This is a genomic window from Sphingobacterium sp. SRCM116780 (genome assembly GCF_021442025.1).
In the GTDB taxonomy this organism is placed as follows: domain Bacteria; phylum Bacteroidota; class Bacteroidia; order Sphingobacteriales; family Sphingobacteriaceae; genus Sphingobacterium.
The window spans coordinates 918,990-937,462 of the sequence record NZ_CP090446.1 but is presented as its reverse complement, the minus strand read 5'-3'; the positions used below and the strand labels follow the sequence as shown (position 1 = coordinate 937,462).

15 protein-coding genes and 1 tRNA gene are annotated in these 18,473 nt (G+C 32.4%); 5 read left to right on the top strand and 11 right to left on the bottom strand.

Annotated features, from left to right (window positions below; genetic code table 11):
• Positions 1-13: 13 nt before the first annotated feature.
• Both LZQ00_RS04070 and LZQ00_RS04065 read right to left on the bottom strand, forming a co-directional pair.
• Positions 14-787 carry a type 1 glutamine amidotransferase domain-containing protein gene (locus LZQ00_RS04070; RefSeq protein ID WP_234512152.1) on the bottom strand — a complete coding sequence of 258 codons (774 nt, stop codon included), beginning with the start codon at positions 785-787 and terminating at the stop codon, positions 14-16.
• A 97-nt stretch (positions 788-884) separates the two neighbouring features.
• Positions 885-1,451 carry a Crp/Fnr family transcriptional regulator gene (locus LZQ00_RS04065; RefSeq protein ID WP_234512150.1) on the bottom strand — a complete coding sequence of 189 codons (567 nt, stop codon included), beginning with the start codon at positions 1,449-1,451 and terminating at the stop codon, positions 885-887.
• Positions 1,452-1,650: 199 nt separating this feature from the next.
• Here LZQ00_RS04065 and LZQ00_RS04060 point away from each other — a divergent pair, with 199 nt between their 5' ends.
• Positions 1,651-2,169, top strand: coding sequence for a transposase (locus LZQ00_RS04060; protein ID WP_234509135.1), 519 nt, complete (start codon positions 1,651-1,653; stop codon positions 2,167-2,169).
• Positions 2,166-3,194 carry an IS3 family transposase gene (locus LZQ00_RS04055; protein WP_234509986.1) on the top strand — a complete coding sequence of 343 codons (1,029 nt, stop codon included), beginning with the start codon at positions 2,166-2,168 and terminating at the stop codon, positions 3,192-3,194. Before LZQ00_RS04060 ends, LZQ00_RS04055 begins: the two co-directional genes overlap by 4 nt.
• A 504-nt stretch (positions 3,195-3,698) precedes the next feature.
• Here LZQ00_RS04055 and LZQ00_RS04050 read toward each other — a convergent pair.
• The 7 genes from LZQ00_RS04050 to LZQ00_RS04020 all read right to left on the bottom strand — a co-directional run bounded on the left by LZQ00_RS04050 (position 3,699) and on the right by LZQ00_RS04020 (position 12,733).
• Entirely contained in the window at positions 3,699-3,920 is a 222-nt protein-coding gene (locus tag LZQ00_RS04050; protein ID WP_234512148.1) for a transposase, read from the bottom strand.
• 339 nt (positions 3,921-4,259) lie between these two features.
• The gene (locus LZQ00_RS04045) at positions 4,260-4,487 is read right to left on the bottom strand and encodes a hypothetical protein (RefSeq protein WP_234512146.1); all 228 of its coding nucleotides are present in this window, start codon (positions 4,485-4,487) and stop codon (positions 4,260-4,262) included.
• A gap of 904 nt (positions 4,488-5,391) precedes the next feature.
• The gene (locus LZQ00_RS04040) at positions 5,392-6,279 is read right to left on the bottom strand and encodes a helix-turn-helix transcriptional regulator (protein ID WP_234512144.1); all 888 of its coding nucleotides are present in this window, start codon (positions 6,277-6,279) and stop codon (positions 5,392-5,394) included.
• A gap of 359 nt (positions 6,280-6,638) precedes the next feature.
• On the bottom strand, positions 6,639-8,537 hold the full coding sequence (locus LZQ00_RS04035) for a hypothetical protein (protein ID WP_234512142.1): 1,899 nt from the start codon (positions 8,535-8,537) through the stop codon (positions 6,639-6,641).
• Between the two features lie 45 nt (positions 8,538-8,582).
• The gene (locus tag LZQ00_RS04030) at positions 8,583-8,768 is read right to left on the bottom strand and encodes a hypothetical protein (RefSeq protein WP_234512140.1); all 186 of its coding nucleotides are present in this window, start codon (positions 8,766-8,768) and stop codon (positions 8,583-8,585) included.
• Between the two features lie 209 nt (positions 8,769-8,977).
• Positions 8,978-9,931, bottom strand: a complete 954-nt coding sequence (locus LZQ00_RS04025) for a helix-turn-helix transcriptional regulator (protein ID WP_234512138.1) — start codon at positions 9,929-9,931, stop codon at positions 8,978-8,980.
• 999 nt (positions 9,932-10,930) lie between these two features.
• Entirely contained in the window at positions 10,931-12,733 is a 1,803-nt protein-coding gene (locus LZQ00_RS04020) for a hypothetical protein (protein WP_234512137.1), read from the bottom strand.
• A 378-nt stretch (positions 12,734-13,111) separates the two neighbouring features.
• On the opposite strand from LZQ00_RS04020, the gene LZQ00_RS04015 reads away from it, so the two are divergent.
• The gene (locus LZQ00_RS04015; RefSeq protein WP_234512135.1) at positions 13,112-13,300 is read left to right on the top strand and encodes a hypothetical protein; all 189 of its coding nucleotides are present in this window, start codon (positions 13,112-13,114) and stop codon (positions 13,298-13,300) included.
• Positions 13,301-13,671: 371 nt separating this feature from the next.
• Here the strand turns inward: LZQ00_RS04015 and LZQ00_RS04010 are convergent, their stop codons facing one another.
• A complete protein-coding gene (locus LZQ00_RS04010; protein ID WP_234512134.1) occupies positions 13,672-15,468 on the bottom strand; it encodes a fimbrillin family protein in 1,797 nt (598 codons plus the stop codon).
• A 555-nt stretch (positions 15,469-16,023) separates the two neighbouring features.
• Between LZQ00_RS04010 and LZQ00_RS04005 the strand changes: the two genes are divergently transcribed.
• The gene (locus LZQ00_RS04005) at positions 16,024-16,212 is read left to right on the top strand and encodes a hypothetical protein (protein ID WP_234512132.1); all 189 of its coding nucleotides are present in this window, start codon (positions 16,024-16,026) and stop codon (positions 16,210-16,212) included.
• A gap of 165 nt (positions 16,213-16,377) precedes the next feature.
• Here LZQ00_RS04005 and LZQ00_RS04000 read toward each other — a convergent pair whose 3' ends face one another.
• Entirely contained in the window at positions 16,378-16,752 is a 375-nt protein-coding gene (locus LZQ00_RS04000) for a helix-turn-helix transcriptional regulator (RefSeq protein ID WP_234512130.1), read from the bottom strand.
• A 1,642-nt stretch (positions 16,753-18,394) separates the two neighbouring features.
• On the opposite strand from LZQ00_RS04000, the gene LZQ00_RS03995 reads away from it, so the two are divergent.
• Positions 18,395-18,467, top strand: a tRNA-Lys gene (locus LZQ00_RS03995).
• Positions 18,468-18,473 lie beyond the last annotated feature (6 nt).

The following is an 18,473-nucleotide window of genomic DNA, read 5'->3' as shown; positions in this document are numbered from 1 at the left end:
AAATTAATATAACTTATTGTAAAGCAGATCGAATAGCTTCTCCTACAGCTTTAGCAGATTGTGGATTTTGTCCTGTAATTACTCGACTATCCGTCACAACATGAGGTTCCCAAAGTCCTGATTTTTCAAATATTGCACCGCGTTCTTTAAGTTTATTCTCTAATAAAAAGGGTACTATATTTTCTAGTTTTACAGCAGTTTCTTCTTCATTCGTAAATGCATTTATCTTTTTCCCATCTACCAAATATTTTCCATCACTGAGTTGGATATTTACCAATCCAGCTGGTCCATGGCACACGGCACTAACGATTCCATTATTTTCATAAATTTTTCGAGCAATTTCAGCAATCTCCTTATTGTCAGCGAAATCCCACATGGCACCATGGCCTCCAGCATAAAATATGGCCACATACTTGGACGGATCTACATCTGAAGGTTTCATTGTATTTTCAATTTTATGGTGATATGTTTTGTCTTCCCAAAATTGTTTATTTACAGGATCACTAAGATCAAATCCATCTACAGGCGCTTTTCCTCCTTTAGGGCTTACAAAATCGATATCGTAACCCGCTGTATGTAGTACTTCCCAAGGATGGGAAACTTCTCCTAAGTAATATCCTGTAGATTCTCCTGTGTTGCCTTTTCTATCGTGGCTGGTTACCACAAATAATATTTTCTTTTCCATCTTATGTTGATTTTTTTTAATTTGTGCAGCTGCTGGATTTAACCAGGCAATGATGGTAAACATCATTACAACTACAGCTATCGAAATTTGTTTGCCATTCATCTCATTTAATTATTTAAATAACATGACAAAATTAACGACAGCTAATAAAATATCACAGGAATTAGATCACAAATTTGATGTGATCTACATCACATCATCATTTTGTAAAGCGACTAAGTGTCTCTCTAGACACGCCCAAATAAGAGGCAATAAGGGATTTGGGAACCCGTTGAAAGAGCGAAGGATAACTGGCCAACAGATTATTGAAACGTTCTTTTGCGGAGTTTGTTAATAAAGATAAGATTCGTTGTTGCAAAGCGACATATCCACTATTGGATTTACGTCTAAAAAAGTGCTCGATCTGATGCATCTCTGCACAAATTTTATCCCTATTTTGAAGCGATAAACAAAGCACTTCTGTTTCCTCAATACAATCGATATTAAGTGTAGCGCTACCTCCATTGAAGTATGCTTGATAATCTGATATCCACCAGTTTTCCCAAGCGAATTGTAGAATATTTTCCTTACCATCTTCGGGATTAACGTATGTCGCTTTTAATAAACCTGAAAGGACAAAATGGTCATTTTTAACTTCATTTCCTTCTTGGATAACAAATTGATGTTTTTTAAATTTTTTGACTGTAAAATGCGATAAAATATACGCGAACTCATGATCAGTAAGGGATATAACTTCTTCTATATGTTTTCGGAGTGGATGGATCATGAATCTCTGTAAATCACTGCCTAAAAATATGAAAATAAATGGACATTTATTCTACTCTCTTTGTTTCTTAAATAAGAAAAATACCCAATAACATCAATTGATTGATTTTTCTGCAACTAAAACTCTATAATGTCCAAAGTGTCTCGTCCTAAAAAAACTATACATCAGACTTATTAATTCTTAAATAGTACTTTAGAAGATGTCAATAGAAAAAGCGGACAAGAAATTTGGGCGATATTATTTAGACTCCTTTAAACGGGAAGTGGTATCCGAGGTTGAACGTGAAGGGAATTTAGCTTTAGTCTGTAGCCGTCATGGAATAAGTTATAAATCTATACATACCTGGTTGAAACAATATGGGAGTATTTCTTATCAACAGAATAAGATTAAACTACGTAGCCTTTGCGAACGGGAGGGTATAGCCAGGGAGATCGTTTCGGGCCATATCAGTATAGAGGAGGCGATGCTGAAATATAATGCGAGGAATCGTGATACAGTGAATATGTGGATCCGTCATTATAAACTCAGGCAGCAGGAACTGATAGATTTATTGCCTGCTGAGATCCCCTCAGCAGAGAGAGAATTTGTATCCTCTAATATTGCCACCGATGCTTTAAAGCTGGCGGAGCTGAAAATCAGGTCACTGGAAATAATGCTTGATATTGCAAGTAAAGAATTCCATGTGGACATCAGAAAAAAGTTTGGGGCCAAACCGTGATCACGCTCCGGTTACAGGAACCGGATGTAAGTGTTAAAACACTATGTTCACTGTTTGGCAAGACCAGACATGCCCATTATGATTATCTGTGGGGCCTTGAACGTGATATTCTTCTTCAGGATGTTGTGCTACGGGAAGTAGGTCAGATCAGGGCTGACCTACCAAAGCTGGGCACCAGAAAACTGCATTTTTTGCTAAAGGACCCGTTGTTGAAACATGGCATATCTATAGGACGGGACTATCTGTTTGATCTGCTCTGCAGCCGTGGGATGCTTGTCAAAAGGCGCCGAAGGCGCAGCATTACTACAGATTCCAATCACTGGATGCACAAATATGACAACCTGATCCAGGAAATAGAAATCATCCGTGCCGAACAGGTCTGGGTGAGTGATATTACCTATCTGACCCTGAACAACTCATTTGTGTACCTGAGTTTGATCACGGATGCTTATTCTCATCAGATTATGGGTCATCGGGTGCAAAATGATCTCTCGGCAGCAGGTTGCATCGGGGCCCTGGAGATGGCTGTATTAAAAAGGACAACACCCCATTTATCGCTGGTCCATCATTCAGACCGCGGGTCACAGTACTGCAGTAAATCTTATATAGATATATTGAGAACGCAAAAAGTAGCCGTTAGTATGACCCAGAACGGAAGTCCTTATGATAATGCCATTGCAGAAAGGATCAACGGCATTCTTAAATCAGAGTTTGAAATAGAGCGAAATACGGGATCTATGATACAATTACGGGATAAAATAGACCATGCCATCAACATCTATAATAACCTTAGGCCCCATGACAGCTGTGAATCACTTACCCCAAACCAGGCACATCTAAAAACCGGGGTCTTAAACAAAAATTGGAAAAACTACAGAAAAGTCAACTGGGAACGTAAAAAACAAGAAAGTGTAAATGCTAAAAACAGCACTTCAATTGATATAGGGGACTCTTCGACCGCTATATCAACTGAAGTCGCCGAAGGCTTAATCCAATTCAAAATACAAGAAATGAAGCAAACATAAAAAGCAGAGAAAAATTAACTACATTACTGAAATATCCGAATGTATAGCCATTTCAGTACTATGAAAATAGTGTATAGTTATTATAGGATTGTATGCACAAGGTGTATAGCTAATCTAGGATAATCAATCAAATGCTGTATAGCCAATTCAGGACGAGACAAAGAAAGCTTTTTCTCTACCTTCCATACTATTCCTAGGTAGGGCTAAAGCAGTGCCTAAGTAGTGCCTAAGCAGGGTATAAGCGTAGACTAAGCGTACATACAGTATTAAAAGTATACCTAAAACGCACTATCAACGCACTTAGAACGCTCTTACCAGTTCCAAATATCATGCGCTCTTGAATAACGCTTTATCTATGCTTATACTCTGTAGTATCCCTGCTTAGGGATCGCATCAATAGCTGGAAACGGTTATTTTTATATCGAAAATACGTTTATTTTTAAACAAGTGCTCGTGTTCACTTGGATAAATATCATGATCTAAAAATTTGGTTATCTCCAACTTTTAAACGTCGATTGTTTTAGTTTTAGATTGAGATTTTTTCACCCATTTTATAATTGTTAACTCTGCCAATATATCATATTTTTCCATGGCTTCTTTTAACAATAGCTCTCCATTAAGAATAGCATTAACAACTTCCTCTTTTACTTCATCAGAATATCGAATTATTTTAGAATGTTTCATATTGACATCGGTTGTTAACACAAACTTAGGTAAGTTTCCCATTTTTTTTCGTTTAAGTAATACCTCATTGGTATTCACAAGATACCACACAGGTCTTTTTTATTAAATTAATTACCATAATTATACGAAATATTTCTCTAAATGACAATACATATTGTTTCTCAACTCATTATTCTTGATATTCATTCGCAGTTAACGAATATCATATGAAAAGTTATTTTTTTCAATTTTCTATTTTTTACAATAAAATCTATCCCTAACTGTCTCGATGAATTTATTAAATTTCAGGTGGATTAGCCGTATATTTCAGACTCTGATTATTTTAACAGCAATTATATTTAACGTGTTTATAAAGAGATTTAAGCAGCGCTAAATATGATTTTAGAGATCGGATTTACACTGATTTTTTTTCTTTTTCAATTGTGCTTTTTTTATCCATTTTACAATTGTTATATGTGTCAATATGCCGTATTTTATCATGGCTTCTTTTAGCAATAGCTCTCCATTAAGAATGCCATTAACCACCTCTTCTTTTACTTGGTCTGGATATCGAATTGCTTTACAATCTTTCTCTTCGTCTGGATACGGAATTACTTTATAATCTTTCATATTAGACATCGCTAGTTATACAAAACTAAGGAAGCCATTCCTGTTCACTTCTTTAAGTAGTACCTCATAGATACTCATAAAGATACCGCACAGATACTTTTAGTTAAAATTATTAGCTATATAACTACAAACATGTACCTTTTAGATAGATGAGGGTTTTTAATTTCCAACTAATTTGTCATTCATCATTCTTGACCTTCACTTTGCAATCGAAAAATGTCTTGTGTTAAATGAAAAATTCTATTTTTTGATATTCTTCGACATATACATTAATATTCAGACTTAACTTTTCCTACTAATTTGGAGGATGTGATACAGCTAGCTATAAAAAATAACCCTTCAAAAGGATACAAGAGATTTCTTCATTTTTATTTGAAAAATAGCTACCATAGTATAACTTTGTTCGACAATTAAAGCTATAACAAGGACAAATACTGATGTGTCATACGTGCATTTATACTCTTTAAAACCACATTTTCTTTCAATTGCGTAATTTTGAGTATTCGTTGCAAATGATACTATATTATTCGAAGCAGCAACAGGATTTACCATTCTATTTGACAAAAAATTTCATCACTTACTCAAAAATAGATGTGGAAAATTATGCTTCAATAACATCCATCTAGATCTGTCATTCACAAATGGAAATTACATAAGAACAGCTCCTGGGTTATCTATTGGGTCAGCGATAATACGATCAAAAGAAAAAGGGTATAACTAGGAATAGTGACCTGAACAACAGCATAAGAAATTGTTAGAAATAGAGTTAAAAGAAGTATACCCAATCAGCATTTCCTTTACATGATATATTTCATCTCGATATTTTTCAAAATAGAGATGTATATGATCATTATAAAACTCAAAAGGAATCAGACTAGGATTTAATGAACAAGACTAGGTTTCTTTAAAATTCATTAATCCATACATATAAATCTGTGTCTGGAGGTATATCAAAGGTTTTGCGCAACCTACTCTTTCGAGTTTGTACTGTTCTAATGGCCAAATAATTAGATTCTGCAATATCTTTAGTTGAAAAACCAAGTTTCAATAAAGCACAGAACCGAAATTCTTCAGGAGTAATATCCCGATTAACTTTCAACAGATTATCATAGAAATCAGGAAACACTTTTTTAAAAAGAGTGATAAAGGCAATATCATTCTCCATAGCTAGAGACACCAATTTCTCCACTTCTTTATTGGAAGTATTATCCAAATTTACTTTCAATTCCGAAATAATCACTTCACTTCGTTGTGACTGTTGAAATAATTTAATTAATTTTTCGTTCTTCTTTAAATTAAAATATCCACCAATAATCACCAGACCAATTGCCTGGATAAATATAGAAATACGGGTATTCTTTAAATATTCTTCACTTTCATTACTTAAACTAGGAAAAATACGAAAATTATGGAAGTGGTTTATTGAAAAAAATATAATAACAAATAGCACAATTAATATACTATATCGGAAATTCTTCCGATCTGTATAGACTAATAATACGGAAAAAAGTAAAGGAAAATACAATGTGCTAACACCACTCTCAAGACCTATGAGACAGGAATAATAAAATATTAGCAAGATCAAGGCTACATAACAGATAAACAAGGATAAAGGTTTAAATCTAATTCTAGAAAAGAGAAAGAAGAAAGCGAAACCTGTTGTACTTAATATACCAAAACTAACAAATAACCCAAAAAACAAATCTTTGACCGCATTTAGCATAATAATGACGGAAGCGAAAAAGGCATACTGATTTAGCATTTTGGCCTGTAGCACTTCTAATTTGTCCATATTCTCTTTAATATGGAAATTCACTATCCTGCTCCAAAAGTTGTTTAGTATTTTTAAGATTAATCGACAACATTTCATTGATACCAAAATACAACAATATATATATTGTTGAAAGCACAGCTTTTATTTTTGTAGCTGTATATAGTGAAGGAAAAATTGATATAGAAAAGTTTAGACTAGCTTTTTAATAATAGATATTAAAAAGGGGCAATCGCTATCGATTACCCCTTTTTAAATAGGATTCATGATGATAAAAATAATCTTCTGATCATAAATGGGTGGCTCAATCATGTAATTAAGCCGATCTATTGGTTTCTATCAAAAATCATCTATTTAAAATTTGCTCTTAATTTTATTCATTATGGATTCTTCACACAGCGGATCGGTATACGATCATCTTCCGTATAGGTAAGATCATTTGCAATAGGTCTATCTGAAAGAAAGTTTTTTGTACCACCACTAGACGAACCTTCATTAACTCTCACCGGATGTAGTCTGCTATTATTACCAGCTGGATATGGTGTTCCATCATTTTGTGTCAGTGGATCCTGAACCATATATTGAGCCGTCCATGGCTCATATGTATTCGTATTACCTATTCCATAGGTACCATAAGCAGGCCCATTGATATTGTTTGTCATATCTGCAGCAGTTATCTGACCCCAATAACGACCATTTTTATAAAATCTCAGACGTTCTGCTCCACCTATTGTTTCTACCGTTCCATCAAAATAAATATATGGAAAAGTATTTGCTAAACTCCCGTTAGGTGAATATGCAGTTCCCCCAGTAAAAGCGGTCGTTGTCGCTCCTTCAGCACCACTTCCATCATGTACTTTAAATACACCTAAAGCAGCATATTCAGCTAATGTTGGGGTACGCCACTTTCCTCCAGCGACCATGCTACATGGATCCACAACAAAAGCTGTATAATCTATACCTTCATTTGTAGCCACTCGTTTAGGTAATGGTGGATTTAATGTATTCGCATTATTTCCCCAGTGCCAAAAATCAGTATTCATGTAGTTGCTACCCGACTCTTGTGGATAATATCTATTAAAATATATTTTATTCGTCCAATCATAAGATAGGTTACCTCTTGCCCAGATCAATCCACCTACTTTAATACCAGTTGGTTGGAAGGTAATATGTACCGTGTAACTTACTCCCGATGCAAATGTACCAGCTGGCACGACAATATTAGGGATATCAGTTCTGGCTGTACCTCCATTCATGGCTACTGACGGAATGCTTATCGTATGGGGATTGCCATTAACCGTACCTGCTGAACTTATAAAAACAGCTGAACTCTTTGCTACTGAAGGGCCTCCTATAGCTGTACTTGAGCTGTATGTAAATGGTGTTAAAGTTATATTATTATAAGGAAACGAGCCTGCTACAGCAGTCTTCGTGCCATCAGATGCTAAATTTGTTTTTCCTGCACCACTTATTGTAGCAGTAGTGGCGGTAATATTTCCCATCTCTGGTGAAGCTTCCACGCTGAGTGTAACCTTACTATTCACATGCTTAAAATTGATATTAATGATATGATTACCACTTTCTGTTTTGTTTCCCACATATTGTCGTTCAACAAAATGCAATGCGTCTACCGTTCTATCGACATCAAAAAGTACATCTTCGATTCGAGTTATAGCAGTAGTCCCTCCTGGAGCAGTACTTGGAGAAGTTAATGCAGCAAGAGCTACAAAATAATAATATTTTCCAGCATCTAATTTTATAGCATTTACATCCTGACTCTGCGTTGATGCTGTATACGTGCTATTGATATAGCTACTGCTCCCAGATATTTTTACACGATCGCCATTATCATCAAATACAAGCACTCTATATTGAAGATTAGCAGGTACTGGAGTAGTCGTAGAAACTCCAGGTGTGGTTGTCCATGCAGCACGGTTGTTGGATGCCTTTGCTCCAGTTGGAGAAGATCCGCTCACTGATGCTGCTGGAGCATCTGCTGTTATTGTGGTCACCATATTGTAGTCTTTATTAAGAGCAGTTTCTTTTACAAATACAGTTCCTGTTTGTTCTAACTTTATCTCATTTAATGATGCTGCTTTCGCAAGAGCTGAAGGCTTTCCTCCCTCAATAATACCTCCTACTTTAAACTGTACGGCTATTTTTCCACTTTCTTCTCCAGAGACACTGTCATCTGATTTTCGACATGACATAACACAACATAACAGACTTAGTAACAATATCCATGTTACATTCTTTTTACTAAATATTCTACTTTTCATTATTTTTAACAATTGCTTTATATTTTATGCTTACAGGAATTTAAACTACCAATATGTTGGTGTATCTGTTACTAAATCTGCATTATCCCAAGTTTCGTTTAAAGGAGTAGTGCTTGCAGATGGTAATGCAGCTCCTGATCCCGCTGCAATACAGCTTTCCATTTCTATCACACTTTCGACGATACGTGGATTAACATACTTTTCCTTTTTTTTAATTTTTTGTTCATTCATAACTTTGTTAATTATATTAAATTTCAGGTCACAAAATTAGATGCATTCTTATCTATTACCGATAAAAACACATACGACATGAATACGATGAATTACTACACACATGTCTATTTTTAAAGAAAAAAGAAATAAGTAGACTAACAACTACACAAAAGAGAACTTTTTTTGCAGATAAGATTTGCTGGAAATAAAGAGATAAATTATGAAACTTATACTTTACCTATCCATATATATAGATCCGTATTAGATAGAATATTAAATGATTTCCGTAAGCGACTTTTTTTCGTTTGAACAGTACGAATGGAGATATGACTACAATTGGCGATATCTTTTGTTGTAAACCCTAATTTCAACAATGCACAAAGTTTAAATTCATCATTGGTCATCTGCGGATTAATAAGTATCAAGTTATCATAAAATTGATGAAAAACCTGTTTAAATAAGGGGATAAAAGTAATGTTATCACCAATAGCCAATTTAACAATATTATCTATATTGATTAAGTTTTCTGATGCAAATTCCTTTCTTAAATCTGATATAAGCGACTCGCCGCGTAAAACCTGAAGATGCAATTCTGTAATCATATTATTCTTTTTTATAGCAAAATATCCATTCAGAGTCATTATTATAAAAACCTGAACAAAAGTGATGAGTCGCTGATTCTTAGAAAAAAGAATATCATCACGTTTTTGTATTTTAAAAATTTTAAAGTCGTATTCATGGCTGAAATAAAAAAGAAAAAAAACGACTAAATAAATAATAATGCTAAATGGAATAGTTTTTTTATCATTAAAAATAAAAAAAACGGCAGATAATAGCGCAAAATAATATAGGACAACTCCATTGCCAAAATTGCCTACAGAAGAAAAATAAAAAACAAGCAATGTCAACAATAAACAGCATGTTAACAAAATATAAGGACTAAAACGCAGATTTTTAAATAAGAATAAACCAAAAAAAATATAACTTAATGAAAATAATACATAAAAATTTATAGTCAATCCAAACCATATATACCTAATAGAGTTCATAAATAAAATTATAGAAATAAGAAATACGTATTGATTAGTTATCCGCATTTGAATAGATTCCAACTTATTCATTTCTTTAGAAATATGATTATTACATATTTGATCCCATCTTTTTTTTACTATACTTTTCATAAAATAACGTGTTATCCCATATTAGGAGATTCTTTAGCGAAATTCATCTAACTATTAATACAATAACACAACAGCTTATAGCGCTAACTTATTTGCATTATGATCTTATTGTTCCATATAAATGATTATTCAAAATTGCATTAAACAAAACAGACCATTAGCGTAATATCAGTTGCCCATTAATGGGACTCATCTCAGGACCAATCAAGAAAAATATAATATGGAATCTAAATCTTAAACTGATTAGTTTAGCGAAAAAACAAAGAGTTTAAGTTGCAAATAATTATTTATTTACTTTTATCCAAAATTCAGATTAGGTTGATATATATCAGAAGCATATCTAAATCGAAGTATAATAGTATCAATAATAAACAACCATAATCAATTCTTTTTAGTGATATTTTTATTTTGAAGTGAAATACAACTCCTTAATTTTATCTTTCCTTATGATTACTGGTCAATTGGCTTCTATTTAACAAAAATTTTACACACAATGATAATAATATCTTAGCCGCACTTTATTCAGAATTCTACTACACACATACGGCAATAGATACCACAAAGATACCTTATGACTTATTCTAAGGATATAAAGTTTGTTTAATGTATTATTATAAAGATTGTATTTCTCAAATAAAAAGATAATGAGAGTTCATCCTAAATAGACTATTTTTAGTTATTTATCTCTTTGAGAAGAGACAAAACTTGTAGCTAAGTGAATAGAGCAATACGCTTTTAATATACAGATTATGAACTAGGAGAAATTCGCTGTAGTCTCAAGCTCGAGAATTGTGAGACAAAATTTAATTCTAGGGAAGTCAAGGAAGAAAATCTAATCAATATGTTGATCTGTTCAGACACAAGCTTTTTCATTACCCCTTCTAACAAAGAAGTCATGGATTATTGATTATCCATGACTTCGTTTATTTTACAGTTTCAAAATAGTCGTTTAAAATTTAGAAACTGGCATTATTACCCTATTCTAAAATTCGACTTTAATTAATTTATATTAGGTGTATAAGTCGTAAAAGTTTTATTTCTTACACATCGTATATTCATTCCATTAGTTTTGGCCATATTCAAAGAATTATTAACAGTCATTGTAGTTCCAACGTCAGATGAATTCGAAATAGTAAAATAATTTGCATTCGTAGCTGAAAATTGATCAGAAGTCCAATAATACACTGCGGAATTACTAAAACTACCTGTATTATAATCTGTCATCGCATCGCTACCAACATTGCGACGCCCTAGTAACAACATCGGTAAGCCATTAGTAAAGTCATCGTAAGGAGCAAATTTTCCTGCGGCTAAGACAATATTAATATAACGCACCGGGTCTCCAGAACGGGCATTAGATTTTCTTGGATATGTAGTTGATAAACTTGAATTTGGAATAGCCGTTATAGTACTGAATTCAGCTTGATTTGGCATTTTCCATCTACCAGCGGGGTATACTAAGGAACACGGATCCACTACACCAGAAGTTTGATCATGCCCTGGTTTTGCTGCTTTCCAATTAAAATATTCGCCTGAATGTGTACTTGTAACGGGCAAGCCTGTTTCATAAAAATTGGAATTGTAATGTCTAAAACCGTACACTTTAGTCACATCATTATAAAAGAGATTCCAATAAGCCCAGTCTGCACCTGTCGCACCCCCTACAGTTCTAGAAGGAGCTAGAAAATCAATAATAATTTTATATCTTTTCCCTAATTCAGGAGTAAAAGATTTGGTAAAACTATATAGCATAGGATTCTGCGCATTAGGTATAAATATTCGATTAGAATATCCCTTAGTAACACCCAAATCCGTGACAAATGCAAGCTTACTTAATTGTACAGAATAAGTAGGTATCGCCTGAGCTGCATTGACTGTATATAAAGTTAAACTTCGAATGGTATCATTCTTTGCACTTGTAGATGCTGAAGTAACAAAATTTGTTGAGTTTGTTGGTGTACCATACGAAACATAATTTCCACCTTTCAGATCAAATGTACCTGAATATAACGGAATATTTGCTGCGCCCTCCAATACTGAAATTCTGTCAAACACGCCTCTGCCATTGAATACAACTTCAATAATGGCTGTCTGGTGTTTGAATAAAATATTAACTTTATTATTATCATTCTTAATATTAGATGTTGTAATACTTCCAGAAGCATATAATAACCCACCTACATTAGAACTAGCAATATTTAACTGTGCTGGAGTCGGATTTGCTGGTATTGCTGGCGTTATAGTACTTGATGTATTATAAGAGTATGCTTTCCATTTGTAAGTTGTATTTCGAAGAGCCTCTGTAAATTTTGGAACTGTACCTACTGTGGCATCCAATGAGGTAATAAAATTATCCGAAGCATCGAAAATTAATATTCTATATTTAATTCCAGCTAACATATCTATTTTTGCCGCAACTAATGATTTATTAGCCACACTAGCCTTTTTCACTTGTAAAGAACTGCTTGATGTATTAGTATTGCTAAAACGAATACCTTCAGTTACTTCATAAACACTGGCAACGGCATCAAAAGCCTCTCCATTTTGTTTAATTTCTTGTTGAGCTATAAGTTTCATTGAACTGTTAGAATTACTCTCCGCAGTTCTTTGCTTCGTATCTCCAAAAAGTTTTAAAGAACTACTCTCATCCAGATTAGTCTCAATACCCTCTATTTGAAAATCAACACTAAGATCACCTTTTACAACAGGTTTATCTTCTGTTTGCTTTGCACATGAAAATATAGTCATCAGAATTAGCATTCCGAAAATATTTTTAGTTACAATATCTTTATTTAATAACATAATTATTCAATTACAAATTTAGTAATAATTTTTTTGCAAAGATAGTATACATTTTAAATGTAAAATTCATCTTTAAGCAGTTAAAATTTAGTTTAAAATAATTTGTAGTCATAAATCTACAGCAATATTGTAATTTAATATCTAAGCTCTCGCTTATTATTAATCTACCGTTGTATAAAATTTTAAAGTATAGATTATAAAGTAATAAATACTAGATTTTTAAATATTTTAAACGTAAAATTTATATTTATAGCATGAAAAATGTGACTCGCACAATATTGTAGCTATATTTCTACAATATTATTATTGACAATATATAAGCTTCTGTTTATGATGAAATTAAATCTACTTTTGTCAAAATTAAAAAAAACAAAGGTAATGAACAACAAAAAATATCTTTCTCCAAAGGTAGAGACATATATAATACAACTGGAAGAGTCAATTGCTGCAGGATCTACTAATATTGTTTTTGGAGGTGGGAGTGCATCAAATTATCCTGAAATTGAAGATTGGACGGACACAAATGGAAACACAAGTGGAGGGTTTACACTAGATGGACAAAATTAACCTACTATATTTTAACTAGTTAACTTACCGCATATATTAGCTGAGTTTTTCGATTCAAAATTTCGATGTTCAAGAAGCAACTTGTATTTACAATCATTTCTTATTGTAAATACAAGTTGCTTCTTTTTTGAATCTTTATTATTTTTCATTAGAAAATTTATAATTCCAATAGCATTGATCAATGCCAACTTTTTAAAGGACTACACCTTACCTATCTGGGCTACACAAGCTATTTTTCATTAGTTCTTATAATGACAAAGTCATGGATAATACGTATTGATTATCCATGACTTCGTTTATTTTACAGTTTCAAAATAATAGTTTAAAATTTAGAGACTAGGTATAATACCTATTCCTAAATTCAACTTTACTTAATTTATATTAGGTGTATAGGTCGTAAAAGCTTTATTTCTTATACATCTTATATTCATTCCATTGGTTTTAGGCAGATTCGAAGAATTATTAGCAGTCATTACAATTCCAAACTCACTTGTATTTGTAATGTAAAAATAATTTGCATTAGCAGCAGAAAATTGATCAGATGCCCAATAATATACTCCAGAAGTACCACTACCATTTGTATTATAATCCGTCATCGCATCACTACCAACATTGCGACGCCCTAGCTGTAACATCGGCAAACCATTGGTAAAACCATCATAAGGAGAAAATTTTCCTGTACCCAAAATAATATTAATATAGCGAACCGGGTCACCAGAACGGGCATTAGCTTTTCTTGGTATTGCCCCAGTTGAACTTGGAATAGCCGTTATAGTACTGAATTCAGCCTGAGTTGGCATTTTCCATCTACCTGCCGGGTAAACTAAGGTACAAGGATCCACTATACCTGTAGCCTCACTAAATCCAGGTTTTGCTGCTTTCCAATTAAAATATTCTCCTGATTTTGTACTGCTAACGGGTAAGCCTTTTTCATAAAAATTGGAATTGTAATGTCTAAATCCGTATACCTTAGTCACATCATTATAAAAAAGATTCCAATAAGCCCAATCCACCCCGCTCGCACCACCTACAGTTCGGGAAGGGGCTAGTAGATCAATAATAATTTTATACCTTTTACCTAATTCAGGGGTAAATGGTTTGGTAAAACTATAATTCATAGCACCTGTAGTTGCAGTTGTATATGCTCGATTAGCATATCCCATTGATGCCCCCAAATCTGTGACAAATGAAAGCTCACTCAATTGCACAGAATAACTGGATATCGCCTGAGCTGCATTTACCGTATATAAAGATAAACTTCTAATCGTATCATTCTTTATGCTCGTAAAATCTGTAGTAACAAAACTTTTCGAGGCTGTTGGCGTACCATATGAAAAATAAGTTCCATCCTTCAGATTAAATGTACCTGAATATAACGGAATATTTGCTGTACCAGTCAATTTAGAAATTCTGTCAAACATTCCTCTGCCACTGAATACGATTTCAATAATAGCTGTCTGATGTTTGAATAGGATATTAACTTTATTATTGTCATTCTTAATATTAGATGTTGTAATACTGCCAGAAGCATATAATAACCCACCTGTATTAGAACTTGCTACATTTAACTGCGCTGGAGTCGGATTTGCTGGTATTGCTGGCGTTATAGTACTTGATGTATTATAAGAATACGCTTTCCACTTATAAGTCGTATTTCGAAGAGCCTCTGTAAATTTTGGTACCGTACCTACTGTCGCATCTAATGAGGTAATAAAGTTGTCTGAAGCATCGAAAATTAATATTCTATATTTAATTCCAGCTGCCATATCTATTTTTGCAGCTACTAGCGACTTATTAGCGACACTAGCCTTTTTCACTTGTGAAGAACTGTTGGATGCATTAGCATTGTTAAAATTAACGCCTTCATTAACTTCATAAACACTAGCAATGGCCTCAAATGGCTGCCCATCCTGCTTAGCTTTTTGCTGATCTATCAGTTTTAAAGAACTTTTAGGATTACTATCCATACTTCTTTGTTTCGTATCCCCGAAAAGTTTTAAAGAACTACTTTCATCCAGGTTAGCCTCAATACCCTCTATTTGAAAATTAACACTAAGATCTCCTTGCACAACAGGTTTATCTTTTGTTTCCTTTGCACATGAAAATATAGTCATCAGAATCAGCATTCCGAAAATATTTTTAACTGCAATACCTTTATTTAAAAACATAACTATTCAATTTACAAGTCATTAATAATTTTTTGCAAAGATAAGATGCATTTTAAATATAAAATTCATGTTCATACAACTAAAATTTAATTTATATTAATTTGTAGAATTATAACCACATCCATGTTATTATTTAATAATATATAAGCTTCCATTTCTCATTAATCTACCTTTATTCAAGATTTCAAAATAAAAATTATGAAATAATATATATTAGAGCTTGTACATATTTCAAATGGAAATATATATCTATGCAACCAAAATTTAAATTGCAATAATTTGTAACACACCTACTGTAATATTATATTATTACTTAATATATAGGCTTCATTTTATCATTAATCCACTTTTATTTAAAAATTTTAAAATAAAGGTTATGAAATAATATATACTAGAACTCATAGATATTTTAAATAGGGTGCTCTGTTTATGCAACTAAAATTTAATTACACACAACAGTAGCTAAATGCCTACAAAATTGTTATTACCTAATACATAAACTCTGAATATCATTAAATTAAATCTACTTTTGTCAAAATTTTAAAATAAGTGTATATGAATAATAAAAAATATATTTCTCCCAAGATAGAGACATATATAATACAACTGGAAGAATCAATTGCTGCTGGATCTACTAATATTGTTTTTGGAGGTGGGAGTGCATCAAATTACCCTGAAATTGAAGATTGGACGGACACAAATGGAAACACAAGTGGAGGGTTTACACTCGATGGACAAAATTAGTTTCAATTTGGTACTGTTTTAAAATATCATTTAAATTACCTTGCTATATTTTAACCCACCTCTGTATATTACAAAGGATTCTTCCATAAAATAGCCAACTCGGTTTTTCATTCAAACTGTATAAATTACGAGTAACTAAGCTCAATATTAAGCCACTTAAAGAATTCATACTTTTCCTATCCATATGTAAAGATCTATATTAGATGGAATATTAAATGACTTTCTTAAACGGCTTTTTTTAGTTTGAACAGTACGAACCGCGATATGGGTATAGTTGGCAATATCTTTTGTTGTAAATCCCAATTGCAATAATGCACAAAGTTTAAATTCATCATTGGTCATCTGCGGATTGATGAGCATCAGTTTATCATAAAACTGAGGGAAAGCTTGTTTGAATAAAGGGATAAAAGCGATATCATCATCTATCGCCAGTTTAACAATATCATCTATACTTAGCAAAGTATCAGATGTAAACTTCTTTTTTAAATCTGAGATGAGTGATTCGCTACGCAAAACTTGATGATATAAGTCTACAATCATATTATTCTTTTTTATAATAAAATAACCATTAAGACACATAATAGTAAAAACTTGAATAAAAGTAATGATTCGTTGATTTTTGGAAAAAAGTATATCATTATACCTTTTCATTGTAAAAATGTGAAAATCATATGTATGACTCAAATAAAAAAGGATAAAAACAACGAAATAAATAATAATACTAAATGGAACACTTATTTTATTGTTGAAAATAAATAAAACAGCAGATAATAAGGCAAAATAGTATAAGACAATCCCATTGCCAAAATTGCCCACAGAAGAAAAATAAAAAATAAGAAACGCCAACAATAAGCAACATATTAGCAACACATAAGGATTAAAGCGTAGTTTTGCAAATAAAAATGAACATAGAAAAATACAACCTAATGATAATAGTATGTAAAAATTTATTGTTAATCCATACCATATATCCCTTATAGAATCTATGATTAAAATGAAGGAGATAAGAAATACATATTGATTGATTATTCTTGTCTGAATAAATTCCAATTTGTTCATTTCTTTGGATGTATGTTTATCACGTACATTATTCCATTTTTTTTTCAATATATTTTCCATAAAGACAACGTTATATCCCTTTTAAAGAAATGCAAGACAATCTGAATCCTGAAACAATAAAATACTTGTTTACCGGTTTAAATTATTTTTATGTGTGATCATACTATTTAATAGCAAAGGATGTTTCCAAAATTGTATTACAAAAGTGGATTACTAGAAAAACATAAATTATCAAGCCAACATTACTAAACAAGAAAAAAGTAAAGAATATCGGATTTCCAATTCTTTGATTTAGCTAAAACAGCATCAGTTTATTATCCAAATAATCATTTACTTACATCTATTTGAGATATGGAGTAGGTGGATAATAAGAATATACTTTATCTCATGATGTCTGTTCTAAGCAAAATTCATCTATATTACAAGTACAACATTAATAATGATTCTAACGCTCTTCCTTTCTATAGCTATCTTCCCTATATAAATAGCTACTATTTGATCTGAAAAGTGTATCATTTTGTGTGCTCCCCATAACATCTATGCTATTTGATAAAATGTATGCACAATATTACTTATATCTAGTTACTACTCATTGGGAAAATATACGTCACATATACGTTAAAAGCTACTACACAAATACACTTTTACCTCTTAATAATAAAAGAAGGCGTGTTTATTGTTGTGTTATCCTGCCAAAAAGATCAGGAGCGTTGCTGTTTGGAAAAAATTGTGACTTTATTTCTTTTGATTGGAAGAATTTGTAAGATCATTAAGTAAGAATCCAATCCCTCCCTCCTATTTTAGTAATCTATAGCGATCATTATTGGTCTAAGAATAAGCTTTGACGTAATCTTTTGAGGAGAAAATTATTTTAATATACATAAGCGAGAAAAGCTTATGTGGTAGGAACCAAAACGGAATCATGTTATTTACCTTTGTATTATCAGAAGAGCTGAACCATATAATTTAAGAGAACCGTAATACATAAATATAAAATCAATAGAAAGCGGTATTTATTCAAAATATTCTTCCTCAAAATAAAGGTTTTAACGATTATTAATAAGATATATTTGGACTGTATAGACTATTTTTCTACCTTTGCATCACTTCAAACAAGAAGTAAGATTCCGTAGCTCAGCTGGTAGAGCAATACACTTTTAATGTATGGGTCCTGGGTTCGAATCCCAGCGGGATCACAAAAG